The organism is Alteromonas sp. 76-1, assembly GCF_900654235.1.
In the GTDB taxonomy this organism is placed as follows: domain Bacteria; phylum Pseudomonadota; class Gammaproteobacteria; order Enterobacterales; family Alteromonadaceae; genus Alteromonas; species Alteromonas naphthalenivorans.
In genome coordinates, this window is record NZ_LR136958.1 from 2,073,346 (window position 1) to 2,096,008 (window position 22,663).

A 22,663-nucleotide genomic window follows, 5' to 3' on the forward strand; every position below is an offset into this window, starting at 1 on the left:
AAAGTGCACGGGCAATTGAAGTTTGCATCACAAAACTAGCCGAAAACACTTAAAAATTGATTGTTAAACACAATATTAAAAAAAACTTCATAAAGTAAACTTACCAATTTACAGCTAATTAGAAATAAAAAATCATTTAAAAGGCTAAAATCTTGTTAATTAATTGTAAAATTAAGTGAATCGGCCTATCGTATAAGTACGGCGCATTAGTATGGGCGCGCCAACACCTTTTACGTGTAATAGCAGAGGTAATTCTCATTATGTCGCACCATTTTAAAGAAACCCCAGAAAATGCGATAACACAAAGCGGTATTGCAAGGGTAATTCCTTGTAAGGAACTCGATATAGGCGATCCTATAAAATGGCTTTCACTTGGTTTACGTGACGCAATGCGTACACCTATTTTAACCGCGGTGTATGGCGTTATGTTTGCCGTAATCCCTTGGTTCATAATGTACTTAGTAGAAATGACAGGTTGGCATTTAGTCATCATGCCTGCCATTGTGTGCTTTATGTTGATTGGTCCTTTCTTAGCTGCAGGCCTTTATGATATCAGCTGGGAGCTCGAGAAAGGGCACAAGCCTACCTTTATGCATTCATTGCGGGCAATGCGAAGAAATGCAGTAAATGAATGGGGGTTTGGAATATTGCTAATGGTGATGATGATTTTTTGGCTGCGTGTAGCATCACTTATTCATGCACTCTATCCATCGCATATAGAAACGACTATTGAGAGTTTAATGCCATTTTTAGTATTGGGCTCAATTGTAGGTGCAGGCTTCACGTTAGCGATGTTATTTATTACCGCATTTACTCAACCTATATTAATGGAGCGTAAGGTCGATTTGGCCACTGCGTTACTTACTAGTGTAAATGCAGTATGGGTCAATAAAGTTCCCATGCTTATATGGGGCGCCATTATATTTACGGCGGTAGCCATCGGCTTCCTTACAGGATTTGTTGGCTTCATCATATTAATGCCGCTAATTGGTTATGCGTCATGGCATGCATACATCGACGCTATTTCGACTAAACGCGTAAGAAAGTATGATTAAAATGTAGTTTTATTACGAAAAATTGAGGCGGGTATACGGATTTTTATCCAGTTGCCCGCCTTTTTTTGTGAAAATTTCATACAAAAGGCTTTTATTTGTACAAGGATAGACAAAAGTATTAGACCTTTTTAATAGTAAAATATCTCCACCTAGAACGAACCGTTATAACTCAAGCTGATAAAGCTATATAAATCAAACGTATAGTTTGTTAAAGACTTAGTAACATTCTGATTTACCGTTAGTTTACTCACCTTATACAATCTTTAAACAGCAATAATTTCCATTTTAGGTCATAAATAAAGGGCACTCAGGGAATACCTTCCTTGTACTGCTTTTACGAGTTTGCCAAAACCTTTGAGGATCTAATGATGAAATTACTTAAAACTTTAGCTGCTACTGCTGCACTAGCTTTTGCTGTTAATGCTAACGCTGCCCCAGAAAAAGACGTACGCTTTGTAGGCGAAACACAATTTTCTGGTTTCTGTAAAGCGGTTGTACTTGATGATATTAAAGTATTGCGTTCAAGCCTTGCCCGTAACGTAGGTCGCATTGGTGCTAGCCAACGTGAAGTATTACGCATGGTAACTGCAGAAGACGGTTTAACATGTAACGGTGTTAACTTAATCAAGTTCTCTGTTGAGCGCGATGCCAACTCAGTTCACGAATACCTAACGTCACGTAGTTAATTGTGCGTTTACTAAGTTAGCGGGTGGCTGCGCTGTTATGTTTTATCAGCAGAAACACCCGCTACGTAAGTAATGTATTTACGCTATTTTTGGCTTAGTCATCGCAACTACACTATTCACACTTTTATAAGTTTAGCTATTCTAGCTTGTCCGTTCACTATCATTCGCTGAGTATTAAAACGCAGCTTAAGTAGTAACACATAAGCAAGTGGTACCAAAAATAAACTGGTCATGGTGGAGAACACTAGCCCACCAATAATGGCAATGGCCATTGGCGAGTAAGGCGGTCCATCGCCACCTATTCTTGTTGCACCCATTGCTAGCGGTACTAGGCCGAGTACGGTTGTTGCCACTGTCATAAGAATAGGTCTAATGCGAGATTGTGCGCCCAGCACAACGGCGTCATATAGGGTTATTCCCTCATTAACCAATTGATTAATTCTATCAACTAATACAATCCCGTTGTTTACCACTATACCCATGAGAATTAGCATGCCAATCATGCCCATTATCGACATGGATGTACCCGTTACCATAAAGGCCCAAAAGACGCCGGTAAATGAGAAAAGTAACGACGTTATCACCGAGGTAGGCAGCACGAGTGATTCAAACAGCGCCGCCATCACTACATAAATCATGCACAAGGCGAGCAGCATATTCATTTGCATCACCCCATTGGCCTCATCTTGGCGTGAAAAGCTGCCATCTAGTGTCCACTGGTAACCCGTGGGCAGTTCGATATGGGCTAATGCCTGTTCAATACGCTCTTTGGCTTCTTCTATAGTGGCATCATCTTCCAAATTTGCGCCTATATCTAACGCCGTTTGTCGGTAGCTTCGATTAATTTGCGAAAGTTGCTGCACAATCGAGAAGTCCGCCACCATAGCAAGAGTGATTGCCCGGTCTTGATTAAACCCAATATTGATATGCTTAAGTGCATCCAACGATTTTTGAACATCGCTGCCATAGCGAAGTTGAACATTCACTTCACCTGCATCACCATATCGAAATGTGCGTAAATTCGCGCCTCTTAATGCCGTAGCCACAAGCTGGGCTACGTCATTCACTTGAATGCCCAACCGGTTCGCTTTTTCTCTATCAATTCGAATCTGAAGTTCGTCACGCTTAGAGCCAGTATCGGCTTTCACATCGGTGAGTCCATCGATATTAGCGAGTATAGGGATAAGGCGTTCTGATATTTCTAGCAAGGTATCTGAAGATTCGCCCAACAAGGTAATACGCACACCGCCGCCGTTACCGCTGTCCCATTGAAATGATGGGCGAGCTCTAACGAAGGCAGGCATGCTTTCTCGAATATCTTCTTTAATCGTACCCACACTCACAGGGAGATCGTCGTTTAGGGTTATTCCACTTACAGCATGACCAGGTGTAAAGTAGGTATAAACTTGCTTGATATGGAAACGTTCTTGGTTTTCATATAAAAACGCCTCCATTTTATCCACCGTTTTTTCTACTTCATCAAGCGTGTAGTTCTGAGTAACGTGATAATTGAGCCAAATTCGTTCTTGGTTATCATTACCTTCATCATCGGAGGTAACAACCTGCATAGGAATAGCAGTAGAAAGCAAAATACCTAATGCAATCAGTGAGGTTTTTCCTTGGTTTGCCATTACCCAAGACAGAATTCGACCATATCCCGTGATATAGCCAGGTGTGCTGTCTTCTTTCGCTTTAGGAATTGCTATTTTTGTAGTAAGCAAAGGGATCAAGGTTTTGGCAATAAACAAAGAGGCGAAAAGCGAGATACAAATGGCGATGGCGACGTGCTCTAAAAATATGGTGACGTCAATTTTTACCCCTACAATATTGGGCAAAAATACAATGGCCGTAGTGGCGGTTCCTGCAATAACGGCTAAGCTAACATTGTTAACCCCACGCTGAGTGGCGGAGCTAATGTTGTTATCTTGTTGACGTTCTTGAAAGATACTTTCGGTAATAACCACCGCATTATCAACCAACATACCTACCGCTAACATTAACCCCATTAAGGACAAAATATTTAGGGTGTAGCCCAATAAGTACATTACCCCTAAGGTGATGCAAATAGAGAAGGGAACAGAAAGCACCACAATTAATGTAGTCGTCAGTTGACGCAAAAATAAATACAGCACCACGATAGAAAGTAATGCGCCTAACAGTCCGGCACTTAACAAATCAGACAGCGACGAGGTTACACTTTTTGCCACATCGTCCATAACAAACAGGTTAATACCCGTAAACGCGGGGTCAGACTTGGCTTCTTCTATTACTTCCATCACGGCCGACGAGACTTCGACTAAGTTGCTGCCAGACTCTCTGAAAATGTTAAACCCAACTGCAAAGGTTCTATCTAGATGGCGGCCTTCGCTTTGCTCGGGCAATTCAAAGCTGATAGTGGCAATGTCGGACAATCGCACGTTGGGTGAAACCCACATGTTTTCAAAATCAGCCATATCGGTAAATTCACCAACAGGATTAACCAGTATTTTTTCGCCGTTGTCATACATGTAGCCTGCGGTTAACGAAAAATTGGCGTTTTGAAGCTTTTGTCCCAAGGCAGTGACATCAATTTGATAGGCGGTCAGTAATTTCGGGTCTAACCGAATAGTAATTTGCCTTTTGAGAGTGCCATATAGTTCAACCTTAGACACACCTGCAACACGCTCAATAGGGCGCTTTAAGTTGCGCTCTAATAAGTCATACGCAAGGGATAAATCACGATCGCTCGATACGCGAAGTTGAAAAATAGGCATATCATTGGTGTTAAATTTGTACACCATAACACGCTCTACATCTGCAGGAAGCAGGTGGCGAATAGCGTCAATTTTTTCTCTGGCTTCTACGCTCTTGGCCTTAAGGTTTTCATCCCAATCAAACTCAACGATAACTTCTGCTTTGTTTTCATATGACCTTGCTCGCAATCGTTTAATACCCGACATGGTGGCGATGGCTTCTTCCACCGGGCGGGTGATCATGGTTTCAATTTCAACCGGCGTGGCATCGGGGTAGGGCACCTCAACCACCATTTCAGGAATATCAATGCCAGGGAATTTTTCCAGTGGTAATAACTTTCCAGACACTGCGCCGAACAACAACATAGAGATAAACACCATGCCTATAGTCACTGGGCGATTTAACGCAAATCGAGCTAGTGCAGCGCCAATACCACTGATAGCATTTTCAGTGGGCTTATTAGGTTGCGTAGCGCCATTGTTATGCTCATCGTTAGGCGTTTTCATAGGTGCCTCCCGAAACCTCTGAACCTTGGTTTTTCTCTACCACGGTTGATGCTTTTTTATCAAAGAGGCTGTAAAGCACGGGTAGCAGTATTAGGGTTAGTAAGCTAGAAAATAGCAAACCAAAAATTACCGTAATGGCCATAGGTGTGCGTATTTCAGCGCCTTCACCTAATCCAAAGGCCATGGGCATTAAGCCTAAAATCGTTGTCAGTGTTGTCATTACGATAGGGCGTAAACGGGTTTTTCCTGCATCAATGATGGCCGCGTTTTTTTCCATGCCGTTAGCACGTAACTGGTTAATGCGATCAACTAGTACAATAGCGTTGTTAACCACGATACCGCACAACATAATAAGCCCGATGAAAACCACTACGTTCAATGGTGTATTGGTAAGCCACAGTCCGTACACAGAACCCGCGCCAGCAAGGGGAACAGCGAACAGTATAAGCAATGGATGTAGAAGTGATTCAAATTGTGACGCCATCACCAAATACACCATAAAAATAGCCAGCGCTAAGGCAAATTGTAGCGACCTGAAGCTATCTTGCATATCTTCACTTTGCCCAGTCACTGTGGCATCCATAGACAAAGGTAACTGTGTATCGTTAAGCACCTTATTGACTAATGAAACGGCTTCATCTAGCTTCCCTTTTGCTAAATTGGCAGAAATTAATGCCACCCGTTGCTGCCCAATGCGCGTAATTTCACTGGGCCCAACACTCATGTAAACATCGGCTACGGCGCCAAGGGGAATAGGCTGTGATGAATCAGGGTTTACGACAATGGCCCTTACATCATTGATGTTGTCGCGCTGACTGTCTTTGGTTCTAACCAATACATCCACTTTTCTATCTTCAAGGCTGTATTGTGTGGCAACGCGGCCACCAATTTTAGCGGCAATTAAAGACGATACCGTGGCAGCTTCAAGGCCTAAACGAGACAGCTTGGCATGATGAAACTCAATTTTTAGTTCTGGGTTACCCTCACGAATACTGGTAGCGATATCGGTGAAATTGTCATGTGTACTTAATTCGTGGGCAATTTTATCGCTATAAGTTTGAAGTTGGCGTAAATCATAGCCACTTACTTCAACTTGAATAGGCGAGGCAAAGGTAAAGAGTTCTGGCTCAGTAAAAGTAGCTTGAACATTGGGGTAACGGTTAAGCGCATCGCGCAGAGCGGTCTTTACCTTGTCCATATTGCTACTCGCATTTTTGCCTTCGCTCGAACTGGCATTAGGGGCCATTACAATGTTGAGTCTTCCCCAATGATCGCCACCTTGGCTAGGCGCGGCACTAATTAAACTTCCCGTACCCGACATAGCGTAAGTTCTTGCTACGTTTGAATCTGCCGATGCGACTGCCGATAAGTTCGATAACGTTGCATCCGTTGTGCTTAATGGGGTACCCGCTGGTAGGGTAATATCTACCGAGAATTCACCTTGCGACATAGTGGGGATAAGCTCCATACCCAGTTTAGGGACAAGAAGCAGCGCACCACCGGCTGAAACTAAGGCTATCATGACCACAAGTGTTCTGGCCTTCAAGCTAGCCATTAGGGCGCTGTGATATATTTTCTCTAGGCCATTAAAGCCCTTATTAAATATCCACACTAAGGGCGTAAACAATAGCGACAGGCCCTTTGCAAGAATATGCCATGCACCAATCACTAAGGTAATTAGCGCGGCAGGCAAATATACGAACACAAAGCGAAGTATCATTGCAAAAGGCCATTTTATGACATAGCCAATTTTCCCTAGTAAGCTAGTGGGGCGCGCTTTTGCCGGGGATGAAAAAGTATCTTCGTGGGCAAGTTGTGTTTTTTGCTTTCTTCGCGCCATGGCGGGAATAAGGGTAAGGGCTACCACTAACGAAGCGGCGAGTGCAAAACTGACAGTTAGGGCTTGGTCTTTAAATAGCTGGCCCGCAATACCTTCTACAAAAATAAGCGGCACAAATACGGCCATTGTGGTTAATGTAGAAGCGACAATGGCGCCTGATACTTCCTTAGTGCCTGATGCAGCCGGATCGTCAGCCAAAACAGGAGTACTTTGGCTGATATGACCATCAGCGTTGTTTGTTAACATCGCTTGCCTACGCTTTTTGTGGCGGTCGATGTTTTCTAACACCACAATACTGTTATCGACAAGCAAACCCACGGCCAGTGCAATTCCCCCTAAACTCATCATGTTTAAACTTATACCGTTGGCATACATCAGGTTAAAGGTGGCAATAACCGACACAGGAATAGAAACGGAGATGATGACTGTAGTCCAGAAGTCTTTAAGAAATAGGTACAGCACCAACATGGCAAGTAAGCCGCCCATTATTGCCGCTGACTTAACATTATCGATGGCTTGCTTTATAAACACACTCTGATCGTATATTTGCGTCAGTGTGTAATTCGAAGGAATGTCATTCTCAATTTCACTAAGACGAGAGGCTATTTGCTTTGCTACATCAACGGCATTTGCATCACCTTCTTTGTAAATCGCAATTTCAACCCCTTCACTGCCATTGAAGCGGGTTACCACACTGCGATCTTTATACGCACTCTCTACCGTCGCCACATCTTTTAATTGAATATTTCTACCTTCGAAACGGCCAATGAAAAGGTTCTCAATTTCAGTTAAATTCTCAAATTGATTCAGGGTACGCACCAAGAACGCTTGGGCATCGCCTTCAATACGACCACCTGCGGCGTTGACATTTTCGGCTTTAATGCGATCGATAATACGGGTAATAGGAATAGATAACTGACTGGCTTTACGTTGGTCGATAAGAATGTGTACTTCGTTTTCAAGACCACCGCCAACACGCACCGCAGCCACACCCTCAACAGATTCCAGAGCCCGCTTTACTTGTTGCTCGCCGTATAACCGTAGCCTTTTCATTTGGGCGGTAGACAGTTGGCCGGTGGCCACGTTTTCTGTAAGCCCGAGTTTGATCACCGGATCTAAACTCGGGTTAAAGCGCAACAGACGAGGCTTTTCAATGTCGAGAGGCAGTTGAAGCACATCAAGTTTTTCGCGTACTTCTAAGCTCGCGAAATCCATATCGGTACCCCATCTAAACGCCATCACCACATCTGATTGGCCAGCACGAGAAGTAGAGGTTACTTTTCTTACTCCTTTTACTACGCCAATAGCTTCTTCAATAGGTTTAGAAACAAGTTGCTCCACTTCGCCTGGAGCAGCACCTGTGTAATCGGTTCTAATGGTTAACGTGGGGTAGGAGAGGTCGGGCAGTAAATTTACCGATAATCGACCTAATGAGACCATACCAAACAACAGCACAGCAAAAGTAAACATAGACACGGCAACCGGGCGTTTAACCGCTATATCAACAATACGCATGGTATATCCTTTTTATAGCGGGCTTAGCCGTTAACGACATCTACAGGGGCTTGGTCTTTTAGGTTTTGGTGGCCAGCAGTAACCACTTTTTCTTCACCTTGTAAGCCGCTTAACACTTCAATCATTTCGTCTTGTTCAAAGCCAGTTTCAATGTCGACTTTTGTGGCTATGTTGTCTTTAACAACAAAGACGCTATGTTGGTTGTCCATAGTGATAAGCGCACGTCGAGGAAGTAGCGTAGCGCTATTGTGGAGTGCATACTCAAGGGCTACGTCAGTGAACATACCCGCTTTTAATACGTGTTTTTCATTTGGCACCGCAAGGGTAACTTTAAATGTGCCAGTGGCAGCATCAATTACAGGGCTAATTCGCTCTACTGATGCCGTTAATGATTTATTACCTAGCGCAGCAACAATAAGGGTGGCGGGTTGACCTACTGCTACATTTTGCAATTCGTTTTCAGGTAAGTACACCACGCCTTGTAAATTCTGCTGTTGCACAATATGGAACATGCGCTCTCGCTGGAAAGATTCAGTCAGGTTACCTACTTTGGCGTTTCGAGAAGCAATGAAACCGCTAATAGGAGCGGTAATAGTGGTTTCTTTTAAATCTAGTTCAGCAAGATGAACCGACGCTTTGGCTGATTCATATTGTGCGGTCAGTTTGTCGTAGGTATCTACACTGATAAGGTTTTTTGAATAGACTTTGTTTACCTTATCTAACTCGCGCTCAAGACCGGTTAAATCTGCCTTTGCCTTGGCAAGATTGAGTTCATATCTGCGTTTATCTAATTGCGCGAGAATTTGGCCTTTTTCAACGTAGTCACCTTCTTCTACCACTATCTGTTCAATTATGCCGGACGCCCTTGCTACCACAAATGCTTCTTCTCTCGCTTCCAAAATGGCGGTAGTAGTATAAGTAGAGCTAATTGATCCCTTGGTTACCGTAGCGGCTTCTACCGGTATGGCTATCACCGCTTCAGCGATGTTTTCCGTTGGATTTATTGCATCGGCGTCGGTACACGCACCTAGAAGCAAAGATAAAGAGAGTATGCCGCCAGTAAGGGACAGTGTGCGAAGCGAGTTAAACGAAGCGTCCATGGTCAAATACCTGATTGTTGTCGTTAATTATTAGAGTAATAACAGCTAACAGCAGCAACCATGCCAGTAAATGTAAGGAGATATTTATTTTTTAATAATCAATAGGTTGCATTGATTTCCTAAGGGAAATGAAAAAGGGCTATCAATCACTGATAGCCCTTTACACTAATAGATGGTGTATTAGCCTAATTGTGTGTAGATTCAACTAAAGTATAGCTGGTGGTGATCTCCACGTTGCCCGTTAGCATCAACATAACCGAGCAGTATTTTTCAGTAGAAAGTTGTACTGCACGTGCCAATGCCTTCTCGGTCACGCTGCTAGCTACCACTGTGTAGTGGGCATGAATTTTCGTAAACACGCGAGGGGCGTCATCAGCGCGCTCGGCTTCTAGTTCACATTCACAGCTTTCAATTTCGTGGCGGCCTTTTTTAAGAATGTCTACCACATCAATACTGGAGCAGGCGCCAACGGCTAATAATACTGACTCCATTGGTGATACCGCATTACCACTGCCGTCCATAACGGTTTTATACCCACTGTCGGTAGTACCGGTGAAAGTGAGGTCTTTATCCCATGAAACTTGTGCTTTCATTATACTTCCTAACTTTTACTTGCTGCTTACGATTGGGTGAGACGAACGGCGTCTGCGCCAATGGTAATTTTCTTTTGCTTATACAATGCGCCTAATGCCTTTTTATACGCGGCTTTACTTACATTAAAATGTTGGTAAATGGCATCGGGCGGACTTTTGTCGGTTAACGTTGAAATGCCACCATGGGCTTCCAAATCATCTAAGATGGCTTGCTGCAAGGCATCTCGGGTTTCTTTATCATGACGCTGCAACACCACATCAATTTTGCCATCTTCACGGATGGTTTTGACTACGCCGTCGGTAGATTGGCCTACTTTAAGTGGTTTAAAAGCATCGCTATGGAATATTAAGCCCAGGGCTCTTTCATTCAATACCACTTTAAAGCCTAAGTCTGACTTGGCATAAACCAAGCAACTTACATTTTCACCTTCGCTAAGATAGGCGCTGCCTTCTTTAAGGAAATAGTGCAAACGGGTTGCACCTAAAATTCGATTTGTTTTTTCATCAAAGAAAGCGTGAACAACGTAATACATGCCGGGATCTATAGGCGATTCTTGATAATCGGCGGGAATGAGTAAGTCGTTCTCTAGGCCCCAGTCGAAGAATGCACCGAAGTGTGTAGCCGAGACCGCTTTAAGTACCTTGGTTTCACCCACCTGTATGCGCGGTGGCTTCAAGGTAGCAAACAAATCGCCTCGCTGATCGGTAGCCACAAACACATCTAGGGTTTGCTCCACTTCCAGCGACGTGGTTACTTCGTCGTGAGGTAAGGTTACAGTAGGCATATCTTCACTACTGTAGTCGGTTTCATCTACATTATCGGTAAGTGGTGCTAGCGCATAGCCAAACGGATATTCGGCGACCACTTTTAATGTATTAATTTTTCCAATATTTATCATTAACACTGACTTTTAAAAAAGAACAGGTAACATGATATCGGATTGAGGTTAAGAGCTAAACACTTATGAAGTTAAATTGCGATTTAGGTGAAAGTTTCGGTGCATGGCAAATGCCTGTAGACGCCGACATTATGAAATTTATTGACCAAGCTAACATTGCGTGCGGCTTTCATGCCGGTGATCCCGTAGTGATGAAACAAGCGCTGTATCTGGCTAAAAACAGTAATGTTGAAATAGGCGCGCATCCTTCTTATCCCGATTTACAAGGGTTTGGGCGTCGAAGTCTCGCTATGCCAATAAAAGAACTGATAGCCTGTGTTCAATATCAAGTTAGTGCATTGATGGGTATGGCCAGTATTGTTGGCGTGCCGGTGAGTTATGTGAAACCCCATGGAGCGTTATACAACGATATGATGCTTGACCCTCAAGTGCGTACCGCGGTCATGCAAGCTGTGGGGAGTATTAACAAAGGCCGGTTGGGGTTGATGGTGCAATCTCACGCACACAATGAAGCCTTGGTGCTTGAAGCACAAGAATATGGATTGACGTTAATATTCGAAGCGTTTTCCGATCGTCGCTATACCGATGAAGGTTTTTTGCAGCCCCGCTCACAAGAAGGCGCGGTGTTAACCGCCGCAGAAGCGCTAACCCAAGCGAAGCTTTTGATTGAAGATGGTGAAGTTGTCACCGTTAGCGGGCAAAGACTGCCATTGCAGGCTGACACACTGTGCGTACATGGCGATACCGCGGGTGCTGTCGAGATTGCACAACAAATTCGTGAATGCATGAAATAGGTGGTTTAAAGGTATAAGGAATTTACAAAGTAGAAGAAAACACCAAGTGATTTCACTTTTTACTTAATAAATCACGTAAATGCCTTAACGTCGCCATAATTTCACCCTTTTTATTAAGGATATTACTATGCATCCCTTTGGGGATATTAAGCAGATAGTACCTGCTGGTTTAGATGCCATACTTTTGTACTTCGCGGGCGACACGGTAGATGTTGCCAATGCGCGATGTCAGCATTGGTTGCATTCCATTACGAGCCTGACGTTTCCATGGCTAAAAGAATGTGTTCCAGCCTACGACTCATTGCTGCTGGTTTTTGATGCTCATAAAGTGGATAGCCACTTTGTTTATCAGATGCTTCGCTCGCTAGCAGCACAAGATGCGAATATGAGTATCAATGGTACTGGCGGCATTAGCGCAAAAACTCATGAAATACCTGTGTGGTATGGGGCAGAGCCGGCTAACGACTTAGCGTTGGTAAGCCAAAAAACGGGGTTAAGTGAGCAGGATATTATTGATGCTCATATTAGCATGACTTACAAAGTTTACGCCGTGGGCTTTGCCCCTGGCTTTGCTTATATGGGGAATGTGCCCGAAACCTTACAGTGCGCTAGATTAGAAACGCCACGAAATAAGGTACCTAAAGGGGCAGTGGCGATTGCCGACGCGCAAACTGCTATTTACCCATCGTCATCGCCTGGCGGCTGGCACTTGTTAGGTTTATGCCCATTGAATTTAGTGGACACTAGCCATAACGCGCTTTTAAAAGTGGGTGACAATGTAAAGTTCGCGCCTATTACAGAACAGGAATTCAGAGACTTGCATGAAGGTTAGTGTTGAACAAAATGGTTTGCTGAGCCTAATTATCGACAACGGTCGGCAAGGTAAACAGCACCAAGGCTTCTGTCAGTCAGGCCCTATGGATGAAGAAGCATATTGGTGGGCGAATTATTTGGCTGGCAACCAAGAAGGTACGCCCTGTATTGAAATTATAGGTTGCGCAAAATTTGTGTGTGATAGCGATGCGCAAGTCGCTGCCACGGGTCGCAATGTGGTTTGCCTAGTAAATAATCAGTCCGTTTCTCCATTTGAAACTATCTTTGTTAAAGCGGGTGATCGGGTATCTATTGACTGTGAACGCATGGGCAGCAAGGCCTATCTTGCAATACACGGTCGGTGGCAAGTACCTTCACCGTTAGGCAGTGCGAGCACGGTCTTGCGCGAAGGTATAGGCGGCCTTGAAAATAAAGGCGCGCCGTTAGGGGTTGGCGATACCATCAATATTGAAACCCCAACAATACAAAGTGCTCATAGGGCTTTGGCACCGAAGCACTGGCCGCAATACGATTTAAGTCAGCCCTTAGCGCTTATCTTAGGCTACCAAGAAGACAAGTTTAGCGCTTCTGAAAAAGGGCGTTTGTTTTTAAACGAGTATACGGTAACAACAAATATTAATCGTATGGGCTATCGATTGTCTGGTTCACCCATACATAGCAATATGACTAAAATGCGTTCTGAAGCGATACATATCGGTGCGATGCAAATTCCGCCCGACGGACAACCTATTGTGATGATGCGAGACAGACAAACCTTAGGCGGTTATCCAAAGCTTGGCAGTGTAAGTTTGCTTGATGTTAATCGTTTAGCGCAAGCCGTGCCGGGGGAAACTGTTACATTCATGAGTCAGCATTACGATGATGCCCGCGCCGCATTTTTATTAAATTGGCAAAAACGACTTCGCCTTACAGGAGAATAAGAGTGACCATTGCATTTTTAAACGGCGAATTCATGCCGTTATCAGAAGCTAAAATTTCCCCCATGGACCGAGGCTTTTTATTCGGTGATGGTATTTACGAAGTTATTCCTACTTACCACGGTAAAGCGGTAGGGATGACCGGCCACTTAAGCAGAATGCGCGATGGCTTGGCGGCTATTTCTATTACTAACCCATACAGTGCACAGCAGTGGCAGCAAAATCTAGACGGGCTTATCGACGCCAATGCCAGCCATTTTCCAAGCGGAAACATTGGCGTGTATTTCCATATTAGTCGTGGAACGGACACCAAGCGTTATCATGCCTACCCGCAAAATATTACGCCTACCGTATTTGGTTTTGCCTTTGAAATTGCGCCAGCTCAACCGTTAGAAGCAGCCAATGTTAAGCCCTTTAAGGTGGCGCTTGAAGAAGACAAGCGCTGGCAGCGTTGCCATATCAAATCAACGTCATTGTTAGGTAATGTGATGCACTTTCAGGCGGGGGTAGATAGTGGTGTGCAAGAAACTATTCTGCACAACAGTGACGGTATTATTACTGAAGCGAGTTCTTGCAACGTGTTCATGGTAAAAGATAATGCCATTTTTACCCCACCATTAGATAACCAGCTGTTACCTGGAATTACTCGTCAAATAGCGTTAGAAGCATTTAAACGAGCGGGTTTGGGAGTAGAAGAAAAGTGGTTTACTAAGGAAGATTTATTCAATGCAGATGAAGTGTGGTTAACCTCTTCAAGCAAAGAAATTGCCCCTGTCATTGAAGTTGATGGTAAAACCATTGGTAGCGGTGAAGTAGGGCAGATGTGGGAGAAAGCCATAAAGGCTTATCACAATTATAAGTTTGAGGCTTAGGCCTAGCGGCTAAAACTTAAAGCCTGGCTAACAATAACGTAATTTACATTGAAGGATAGGGAAGCGCATGCAGGCAAAAATGCCTAAGCAGTTTCCCTAAATTTAATCTCATAGGGAAATACTTTATTTGTTTCTTTTACACTTTTACCTTCAATAATTGATATCAATGCGCGCGTGGCTAATTCAGCCATCTCTCTTCTCGGTGTGAATACCGTGGTAAGGGAAGGGTAAATAGCTTTCGCAAAACTTAAGTCATTGAAACCACATATATCGATGTCTTTTCCAGGTTTGATCCCCCTGCGATTACATTCCATTACGGCGCCCGCTGCAAGTTCATCACTCACGAAAAATACGGCATCTAAGTCTGGCCACTTGTGAAGCGATTCTGCAAGCAGTTCTGCACCTGCTTGAAATGAGGCATCAGCGCGTGATTGAAGACACATATCATCTTGTAGATGTGCATTGTAAAGCGCTTGTTCCCAACCCCGCTTTCTAAGTACGGCACGCCAGTCTAGCTGCAGCGAACAAAATGCGATTTTCTTTCTGGCTTTCTCGTTTATCAAGTAGTCTGTCATTGCTTTTGCCGCATTGAAATGATCTACGCCATAATTGATGTCGAACGTAGACTCTGATATATCCATAATTTCCGCGACCGGCACATCGGTGGTTTTTAACATTCTTATGGTTTCGTCAGTATGACGACTAGAAGTGAGAATAAAACCCGATACCGCTTGTTGAATATAGGATTCAACAATTCGTTCCTCTCCTAACGCTGAATAGGTAGAGTCACCTATCATTAAGGCATAACCAAGTTCATCTGCAACCGTTTTTGCACCTGAAACTACCTCGTTAAAAACATTGTTTCCAAATGAAGGGAGTAGTAAGGCAAGCGTTTTATTGTTTTGTATAGATAAGCTCTGCGCGGCGCGATTAGGAATGTAATTTAAATCCTTAGCCGCTTTCTTTATTTTCAGCGATAACGCTTTTGAGATGCTACTTGAATCTTTAAGGGCGCGAGAAACGGTAGTTTTGTGAATACCTAAATGTGCGGCGATATCTGAAATGGTTGTGCGTTTTTTAATATTTTTCATAAGGTAGATTCATTTTTATTATTGTTGCACAGTTTACTTATTTCACCGTAATGGGGCGCTATACTCTCGTTTAACAAGGCGTCCAATTTAGGGGCTATGAAGCATCTATCACTGAGCTGATAAACGTTTTGCATTTGGCCACCACCTCATCGATGCTTTGTGAAACATCCACAAAGAAAGCCTCATTTTTATTTGGTATTTCAAGGGTGGAAAACTGACTTTTGAGCATATCATCGCCCACAAAAAAATGCTGTCTTTGTTTAAGCCTTTGGCCAATGGTATCGGTAGAGCCATGTAAGTAGATGAACCTTACATTTGATTGAACGCTTTTAGCTAATGGATTTTTTTTCTCTTCAGCTTGCCTTCCTGTTAGCTCTTTATTAAGCCCTTCACTTAGCCCTTCACATAATATTGCTCGGTAGGATGCTTTAAGCGCTGAACAAGAAATAATAGCGCTTCGATCATTCGCCAAATGATCTTTGGCTATTTTATTCAAATGCGTTAGCCAGTCCCATCTGTCGGCATCTTCTAGCGGGATACCAGCAGTCATTTTTTCTACGCTAGCCGTAGGGTGATAACTATCACCTTCCTCAAAAACAAGTCTCAGCTCAGAAGCCACACGCTCGCCGATAGTAGATTTCCCTGTGCCTGAAACGCCAGTAATAAAGAAAACGGTATTTGCAGTCATTCAACTACCTCTTTGATTCAATGCTAAGCAATGAGCCCGACACTACGTTAATTAATTTAAAATAAGCATAATTCGGAAACCGGTTGCGTTCAAGGTTTCTTTATAATATTGTTACGACGAATGCGCAATTTGTTAACGTAGTGTTGCGTAGAATAACAACGGGTTGCCTGGGTGTTCTCTGTTTACTAGATAATAAGAATTTTCATTACGTACTTCAGAATTTTACGAGCCGCTAACTGCAGGTTTGAGTGCAGGTTTGAGTGCAGGTTTATAGGGAAGAAACATGTCAGATACTTTTTCACTTCTTTTTTTCGCCATTATCAGCATTGTGCTGCTGGCCTATTTGGTTATTGCTAAAAAAGTACATGCATTTATTGCCATTATTATTGCAGCAGCTTTTGTAGGACTAGGCACGGGAATGGACGCCACAGAAGTGCTCAATTCAATGCAAACTGGTATGGGAAATACTCTTGGATTTGTTGCCACCATAGTGGGGCTAGGCGCAATGTTCGGGCAATTCCTAGAAGAGTCGGGTGGTGTGGATAGATTAGCGCTAACCATCAAGCAGAAGTTCGGTGAAAAAAATAGCCAATGGGCACTGGTTATTACCGGTTTCCTCGTGGCGATACCGGTATTTTTTGAGGTAGGACTCATTATATTAATGCCGCTGATATATTCGATGGCGCAAAAAACCGGTAAGTCGTTAATTTATTATGGCATTCCTTTAGCAGCAGGCCTTGCGGTTACCCACGCCTTTATTCCCCCCACGCCTGGGCCAGTTGCCGTGGCGTCTATTTTGAATGCTGATATAGGCCTAGTGATTTTATTTGGTTTTATCGTTGGTGTTCCGTGTGCATGTATCGCTGGCCCAATTTACGCTTCCTATATCGCTAATAAAATCCATGTGCCAGTGCCGGAGCATATTAGAAATATCGAGGCTAGGCCAGTTGAAGCATTGCCCTCATTTTCTTTAGTGGCGGCATTGTTATTCTTTCCTCTTGTTGTGATCCTCATCGGTTCAGTTGCGAAATTTGTGCTAGCCGACGGTGTACTAAAACAAGTCTTTATTTTTGTTGGGCATCCTTTCATCGCACTCACCATTGCGACATTGGCATGTTTTAAGTGGCTTGGAAAAAACCAAGGCTTAAGCGCAGATCAAGTGAGAGATGTGGCATCTAAAGGGTTAGAGCCAGTAGCGTTGGTGATATTAGTGACAGGTGCGGGTGGTATGTTCAAACAAGTATTAATCGATTCGGGGGCAGGTCAAGCCTTTGCCGATGTAGTGGCACTTTCACCTCTTCCCCCGCTTATGGCTGGGTTTCTTATCGCCATTTCCGTCAGGATTATTCAAGGCTCAGCAACCGTTGCAATGCTAACGGCTGCAGGTCTGATGGCTCCCGTTGTTAATGCTTTGTCGTTATCACCGTCTTTATTAGCGCTAATGACCATCTCTATCGCTGCTGGTGCAACCGCTATGTCTCACGTAAACGATACCGGATTTTGGATAATTAACCGCTATTTCGATATTTCAGTAAAAACCACCTTAATATCTTGGACGTGCATGGCCACTATTATTGGCGTTGTCGGGTTAATATTAACCCTTCTCCTAGCCATGATCGTCTAATACTTACTCGTCTATAGCTACACATAGTAAACCTTCGTTTTAGAGCGCTTACTAGAAACTCATTTTTATGACTACTTACTATATTTATTGAAGAAACCGGTTTCCATTCTTGGTTGTAGTTATGCTTGTGGTATGTGTATTTTGTTGAAGCTAGTTAGAAAGGGCTCTATTTTAAATGTACGGTAGGGCGAAAATTGATAGACGCTATACGCTATTTGAGGGCGAACTAGGAGGTGAATATGCGGTGCTACTATGCGGTGCTGCTATGCGGTATTACTATGCAGTACTGGCGTTTATAACAAAAAGCCCTTCAGTTCACATTAAAGGGCTTTTTCTAAACAGAATTGCTTTGCGGTAACTAATCGTTACCTTCGCAATTTCCATCTGTACATTCACCATAAAGATACAAACTATGATGTGTAAGCTTAATATTGTGCTTCTTTGCAATCATATCTTGGCGCTGCTCGATAATATCGTCTTCAAACTCAATTACCTTGCCACATTTTAGGCATACCAAGTGATCGTGATGTTCTTTGTGGCTTATTTCAAAAACTGATTTGCCACCTTCAAAATGATGGCGATTCAATATACCCGCATCATCGAATTGGTTTAGCACGCGATAAACTGTTGCAAGGCCAATCTCTTCCTCTTGCTCGATCAGAATCTTATACACGTCCTCTGCACTGATGTGTTGATTTTGAGGTTCTTGCAAAATTTGCAAAATCTTTAGACGTGGCAGGGTTACTTTTAAACCTGCTTTTTTAAGTTCTTTATTCTGATCCATTACAACCTACTGAGAACGAGATGTTTATCAATGGAGCTATTATAGGTAACTCGTCAGGATTTAAAAGTAAAACTACTGTTTCTTGTTCGGTACGATGGAAATTCGAACGAATTAGAATTTTTTACTGAAGTGGCATCTTGTTGGCTATTTTGTTTTTTGAGGACAGACCAGTTTGTAAGTGTCAGTTATTGTTAATAATTAATAGCATCTATTTAAACTCTGAGTGCATATTTTTAACATTCTGTTAAACTTGTAGTAATAATGGTAAAACGAGGTTGGTACGTAGATTTCATCGCGTGCTTAGAATTATGCCAATGCAATTAACGGTTATAAATAAAATAAAACTAGGTTTTGGCCTTTTTGGTTGTTTGTTACTCATCACAAGTATTCTTTCTTATTTCGGTTTAAACGACATTAGACGTTCAGCAGAAGACGTAGTTGAACGGAAAATGCCGGCTCAAACCAGTATGCTTAAAGTCAAAACTGAGATCCTATCTTTATCTGTGGTTACGGCAAATGGTTTTCATGAAAATACCCCCAGCGCGTTGGCCCAAAATCAACAAAAGTTTAAAACGCTATCAGACGAGTTTGTGCACGATCTCAAGAACCTAACTATTATTCTTCCTAGCAATCCACTTGCGGTAGAGGCGGTAAATGCAAGTTTAGCCTACGTAGAAAATAGTCATGATATGTATACGGCGTTAGCGCAGCGAATTGCGATAGAACGCGCGTTGGGCGAAAAATTGAGTGAAGTAATGAGCGAGGCAGATGAAGCAAGCGCCTTAATGCTGGATTTGTCTTACTTAGAGTCAGACAGTCCAAGCCTCGACACATTAATTGGTGCAGGGACGAATATCGATAATAAGCTGCTTACCACCACAGATTCTTTTAGCGAACTTGCCGCCAGTATAGACGCACAAGACACGGCTAATATAATTGACGATATAAAGTATCAAATCAGTAATATTACGGTAGATAAAGATTACTTAAACCGCCTTGCACTTGATATTGATGATGGGGGTACGGTAGCCGCTTTTAATGAACAATTTGCTTTACTCATTGAAAACGTAAACGGCACCAACGGTTTGGTGGCGCTGCAACAACAAAAGTTAAATGAAATAGCCGTAGCTCAAGCGAAAAAAGACGAAGCATTAACGGCGTTGCAGTTGGCGTTAAGCAGCATTAATACATTATTTGATAGTGTGCAGTCTGAATCAATTGAGGGTCAAAATGCGATTTTGGAATCTGTGCAAACCAACTTAGTTAAAAACTTTGTTGTGGCAGTGATTGGCCTGATTGCAGCCATTACGTTAGGTGTGCTGGCGACCCGAAGCATCTCTACGCCCCTTGGGAGAATTAATGAAGGGTTAACTCAACTGAGTAAAGGGGATTTAAGCCACACGCTACCTGAAATAGGGAACGATGAATTCACGGCACTTTCCGTCAAAGTGAATAGTTTAACCAATAGTTTGCGAGAGTTAGTGGGGAATATTTTAGAACAAGAAAAACGCTTAATTACCATTACTAAGGAAAGCGTCGCCTTAGGTGAAAAAAGCTTACAAGGTGTGGATGAACAACGTAAACAAGTCACGGTAATTTCTACTAATACCCAAGATGTGCAAAACACGAGTCGTAGCAATTTAAGCCAAATTAATGATGCTATGGAAGCGCTGCATACCGTGACCGCACAAAGCGAAGAAATTAGTGTGCTAGTTGCCCAAAACCGCAGTCAGGTAGACAGCCAAGCCCGACAGGCTGAAGCATCCGCAGATATTATAAATCGTTTAGATGGACACTCACGCAGCATTGGCAGCATTTTGGACGTTATTAAAACCATTGCAGAGCAAACCAATTTATTAGCACTTAACGCAGCAATTGAAGCCGCTAGGGCAGGAGAGCAAGGCAGAGGTTTCGCCGTAGTTGCTGATGAAGTGCGCACCTTGGCAAATCGTACACATAACTCGACCGAAGAAATCGAGTCTATGATAGGCAACCTTCAAAAAGATGCTGAGAAAGCGGTAAAAGCAATAAATGCGGGCAGGGAACAAGCCCAAGAAGGGGTGGAAATTACGCAACAGGTATCCCAGCAGGTTGAAAGTATTCGAGAAATCATTGCTCGTTTAAGCCAAATAAATGAGCATATTGTTTCAGATACTCAGCAACAAGATGTTTTACTGGCAGATGTAGCCTCAAGCTTAAATACCATTGTTGCTCTGGCTGATTCTAGTGCTCAGAGTACCCGCCAAGCCAACGAGTCGACTATGATGCTAGATGCGCAAACTGACAGCCTTAAAAAAGCGGTGGAGCGTTTTCAGCTTTAACTTTTTTTGTGGTGTGAATATCGTAACAAATAACAACGCAAACAAAAACGCCGCTAACAAAAGCGGCATTTTTATTACTAATAAGCATGAAGCTTGTGAACTAGGCTAATTCAGATAAACACAGTTCGTCATGAATTTGCTTACACCAAGACTTTACACGCGACTCGGTAAGCTCTGGTTGACGGTCTTCATCAATGCCTAAGCCTACAAAGTGGTTGTCGTCTGCCATTCCTTTAGAGGCTTCGAAATCGTAACTTTCGGTAGGCCATTGTCCTACTAAAATGGCACCACGGCCTTCAACGATATCGCGAACCATACCCATAGCATCAAGGAAATATTCTGCATAATCTTCCTGATCGCCACAGCCAAAAATAGCTACCAGCTTGTCGGTAAAATCAATGTCTTCTAATTCTGGGAAGAAATCATCCCAGTCACATTGCGCTTCACCATAGTACCAAGTAGGGATCCCGAAAATAAGCAAATCAAACTCTGCTATATCTTCTTTGCTGCTCTTGGCAATGTCTTTTACATCAATTAGCTGTTTACCCAGTTCCTTCTGGATCATTTTCGCAACATGTTCGGTATTACCGGTGTCACTTCCGAAAAACAGGCCAACGCTTGCCATATCAAACCTCTATTATTCGTTACTAGTTACTATACACCTGTGCTTAGCCAGAACCATTCAATGATTCCTTTTGCTAGGAAACCAATGGCCCCTAAGCCTAATACCCCATAAGTCACAACACGCCCAATTAACGGCACGTTATTTTTTGATAGGACATCGTGTACCGCAAAGCTCATCAATACAAATAGTATAAATAAACCGCCGTACAGCATGATGGATTCAATTAGCTCAAAGTTTTCTGCAAGCATAGTGTCTTTATTGGAAAAAATCTGGCGCAACTATATCACAGTATATACGCCTAGCAGAGTCAAAAAGGGTCAAAAAAAAGTAATAATAGGCATTCGCATCTTAGATAACGCTAACTTGCCGTCTTTTCTAATGTGCGAGCCACAATTGCATTGAAAACACTTGGTTTCTCAGCATGTAGCCAGTGTCCTGTACCCTCAATAATGTGGGCTTTGGCACTAGGGAAATATTTCGCAATTTCCTTCCTATAAGAATTATTAATGTAATCTGATTCAGCACCTTTAATAAACAAGGTTATCCCATGAAAGGTCAAATTACTTTGAGGCCAATCAAGTATTCGTGAATAACTGGCAATTAATCCATCGACATTAAAACGCCATTTCCACTCGTCGTTGTCAGTTTGGTACAAGCTTTTAAGTAAAAACTGCTGTACACCAGGCTCTTTAACGTATTCAGAAAGAGCGGCTTGTGCCTCTTTCCTATCACTTATCGCGTCAAGTGGGACGTTTTTAAGGCCATCGAACACTGCTTGATGACTATGTGAATATTTCACGGGGGCAATATCTGCCACAATTAAATGGCTAACACGGTCAGGGTTCAATAACGCAAATTGCATTACCACTTTACCGCCTAAGGAATGGCCTAAAAAAGCCGCTTTATCAATCTTGTAATTATCGAGTATTTCAACAACTCCCGTTACCGCAGCTTCCAACGTAAACCCGTTAGTCCAAGGGGATTGTCCGTGATCAGGTAAATCAATACTAATAATATTGTAGGTGCTTTCAAAGTGACGCTTAACGCCTGCTAAGTTATCAGCACTGCCAAACAAACCATGAACTAACACTAACCATGGAGAATCTTTTTGGGCTTCGGATAATTTGAAATGCAAAGACACTTTATACCCTATTAAAAATAGTAATTAAGACTAGTAGTGGGGGGG

19 protein-coding genes are annotated in these 22,663 nt (G+C 43.0%); 8 read left to right on the top strand and 11 right to left on the bottom strand.

All coding sequences use genetic code 11. The features are described 5' to 3' along the window. The first annotated feature begins 260 nt into the window (after window positions 1-260). On the top strand, window positions 261-1,055 hold the full coding sequence (locus ALT761_RS08750; protein ID WP_129738056.1) for a DUF2189 domain-containing protein: 795 nt from the start codon (window positions 261-263) through the stop codon (window positions 1,053-1,055). Between the two features lie 368 nt (window positions 1,056-1,423). Beyond that, window positions 1,424-1,741 carry a DUF3718 domain-containing protein gene (locus ALT761_RS08755; protein WP_129740601.1) on the top strand — a complete coding sequence of 106 codons (318 nt, stop codon included), beginning with the start codon at window positions 1,424-1,426 and terminating at the stop codon, window positions 1,739-1,741. 116 nt (window positions 1,742-1,857) lie between these two features. On the opposite strand, the gene ALT761_RS08760 is transcribed toward ALT761_RS08755, so the two are convergent. From ALT761_RS08760 to ALT761_RS08780, 5 genes are all read right to left on the bottom strand, one after another. Next, entirely contained in the window at window positions 1,858-4,980 is a 3,123-nt protein-coding gene (locus ALT761_RS08760) for an efflux RND transporter permease subunit (RefSeq protein ID WP_232043568.1), read from the bottom strand. Beyond that, on the bottom strand, window positions 4,967-8,335 hold the full coding sequence (locus ALT761_RS08765) for an efflux RND transporter permease subunit (protein WP_129738058.1): 3,369 nt from the start codon (window positions 8,333-8,335) through the stop codon (window positions 4,967-4,969). The genes ALT761_RS08760 and ALT761_RS08765 overlap by 14 nt, the downstream gene beginning before the upstream one ends. Window positions 8,336-8,358: 23 nt before the next feature. Further along, window positions 8,359-9,435 (bottom strand): efflux RND transporter periplasmic adaptor subunit, encoded by a 1,077-nt coding sequence (locus ALT761_RS08770; RefSeq protein ID WP_129738060.1) that lies wholly within the window; start codon window positions 9,433-9,435, stop codon window positions 8,359-8,361. 185 nt (window positions 9,436-9,620) lie between these two features. After that, complete coding sequence (locus ALT761_RS08775) at window positions 9,621-10,028, bottom strand: OsmC family protein (protein WP_129738062.1); 408 nt, start codon at window positions 10,026-10,028, stop codon at window positions 9,621-9,623. Window positions 10,029-10,054: 26 nt separating this feature from the next. After that, window positions 10,055-10,927 (bottom strand): CvfB family protein, encoded by an 873-nt coding sequence (locus ALT761_RS08780; RefSeq protein WP_129738064.1) that lies wholly within the window; start codon window positions 10,925-10,927, stop codon window positions 10,055-10,057. Between the two features lie 65 nt (window positions 10,928-10,992). Here ALT761_RS08780 and ALT761_RS08785 point away from each other — a divergent pair, with 65 nt between their 5' ends. From ALT761_RS08785 to ALT761_RS08800, 4 genes are all read left to right on the top strand, one after another. Next, a complete protein-coding gene (locus tag ALT761_RS08785; protein WP_126873570.1) occupies window positions 10,993-11,721 on the top strand; it encodes a 5-oxoprolinase subunit PxpA in 729 nt (242 codons plus the stop codon). Between the two features lie 127 nt (window positions 11,722-11,848). Next, window positions 11,849-12,553 carry a 5-oxoprolinase subunit B family protein gene (locus ALT761_RS08790; protein WP_129738066.1) on the top strand — a complete coding sequence of 235 codons (705 nt, stop codon included), beginning with the start codon at window positions 11,849-11,851 and terminating at the stop codon, window positions 12,551-12,553. Further along, on the top strand, window positions 12,543-13,475 hold the full coding sequence (locus ALT761_RS08795; RefSeq protein WP_129738068.1) for a biotin-dependent carboxyltransferase family protein: 933 nt from the start codon (window positions 12,543-12,545) through the stop codon (window positions 13,473-13,475). The genes ALT761_RS08790 and ALT761_RS08795 overlap by 11 nt, the downstream gene beginning before the upstream one ends. A 2-nt stretch (window positions 13,476-13,477) precedes the next feature. Next, the gene (locus tag ALT761_RS08800; RefSeq protein ID WP_129738070.1) at window positions 13,478-14,344 is read left to right on the top strand and encodes a D-amino acid aminotransferase; all 867 of its coding nucleotides are present in this window, start codon (window positions 13,478-13,480) and stop codon (window positions 14,342-14,344) included. A gap of 83 nt (window positions 14,345-14,427) precedes the next feature. On the opposite strand, the gene ALT761_RS08805 is transcribed toward ALT761_RS08800, so the two are convergent. Both ALT761_RS08805 and ALT761_RS08810 read right to left on the bottom strand, forming a co-directional pair. Next, window positions 14,428-15,435 (bottom strand): LacI family DNA-binding transcriptional regulator, encoded by a 1,008-nt coding sequence (locus ALT761_RS08805; RefSeq protein WP_129738072.1) that lies wholly within the window; start codon window positions 15,433-15,435, stop codon window positions 14,428-14,430. A gap of 94 nt (window positions 15,436-15,529) precedes the next feature. Beyond that, window positions 15,530-16,123 carry a gluconokinase gene (locus tag ALT761_RS08810; protein WP_129738074.1) on the bottom strand — a complete coding sequence of 198 codons (594 nt, stop codon included), beginning with the start codon at window positions 16,121-16,123 and terminating at the stop codon, window positions 15,530-15,532. A gap of 283 nt (window positions 16,124-16,406) precedes the next feature. Between ALT761_RS08810 and ALT761_RS08815 the strand changes: the two genes are divergently transcribed. Then, a complete protein-coding gene (locus tag ALT761_RS08815; protein ID WP_129738076.1) occupies window positions 16,407-17,747 on the top strand; it encodes a GntP family permease in 1,341 nt (446 codons plus the stop codon). Between the two features lie 358 nt (window positions 17,748-18,105). Here ALT761_RS08815 and fur read toward each other — a convergent pair whose 3' ends face one another. Further along, the gene (gene fur / locus ALT761_RS08820) at window positions 18,106-18,531 is read right to left on the bottom strand and encodes a ferric iron uptake transcriptional regulator (protein ID WP_057792126.1); all 426 of its coding nucleotides are present in this window, start codon (window positions 18,529-18,531) and stop codon (window positions 18,106-18,108) included. A gap of 314 nt (window positions 18,532-18,845) precedes the next feature. Between fur and ALT761_RS08825 the strand changes: the two genes are divergently transcribed. Further along, window positions 18,846-20,852 (top strand): methyl-accepting chemotaxis protein, encoded by a 2,007-nt coding sequence (locus ALT761_RS08825; protein ID WP_129738078.1) that lies wholly within the window; start codon window positions 18,846-18,848, stop codon window positions 20,850-20,852. A gap of 100 nt (window positions 20,853-20,952) precedes the next feature. Here the strand turns inward: ALT761_RS08825 and fldA are convergent, their stop codons facing one another. From fldA to ALT761_RS08840, 3 genes are all read right to left on the bottom strand, one after another. Then, on the bottom strand, window positions 20,953-21,477 hold the full coding sequence (gene fldA / locus ALT761_RS08830) for a flavodoxin FldA (protein WP_013784294.1): 525 nt from the start codon (window positions 21,475-21,477) through the stop codon (window positions 20,953-20,955). Window positions 21,478-21,506: 29 nt separating this feature from the next. Beyond that, the gene (locus ALT761_RS08835; RefSeq protein WP_013784293.1) at window positions 21,507-21,725 is read right to left on the bottom strand and encodes a DUF2788 domain-containing protein; all 219 of its coding nucleotides are present in this window, start codon (window positions 21,723-21,725) and stop codon (window positions 21,507-21,509) included. A 110-nt stretch (window positions 21,726-21,835) separates the two neighbouring features. Next, window positions 21,836-22,618, bottom strand: a complete 783-nt coding sequence (locus ALT761_RS08840) for an alpha/beta fold hydrolase (protein ID WP_129738080.1) — start codon at window positions 22,616-22,618, stop codon at window positions 21,836-21,838. Window positions 22,619-22,663: the final 45 nt, after the last annotated feature.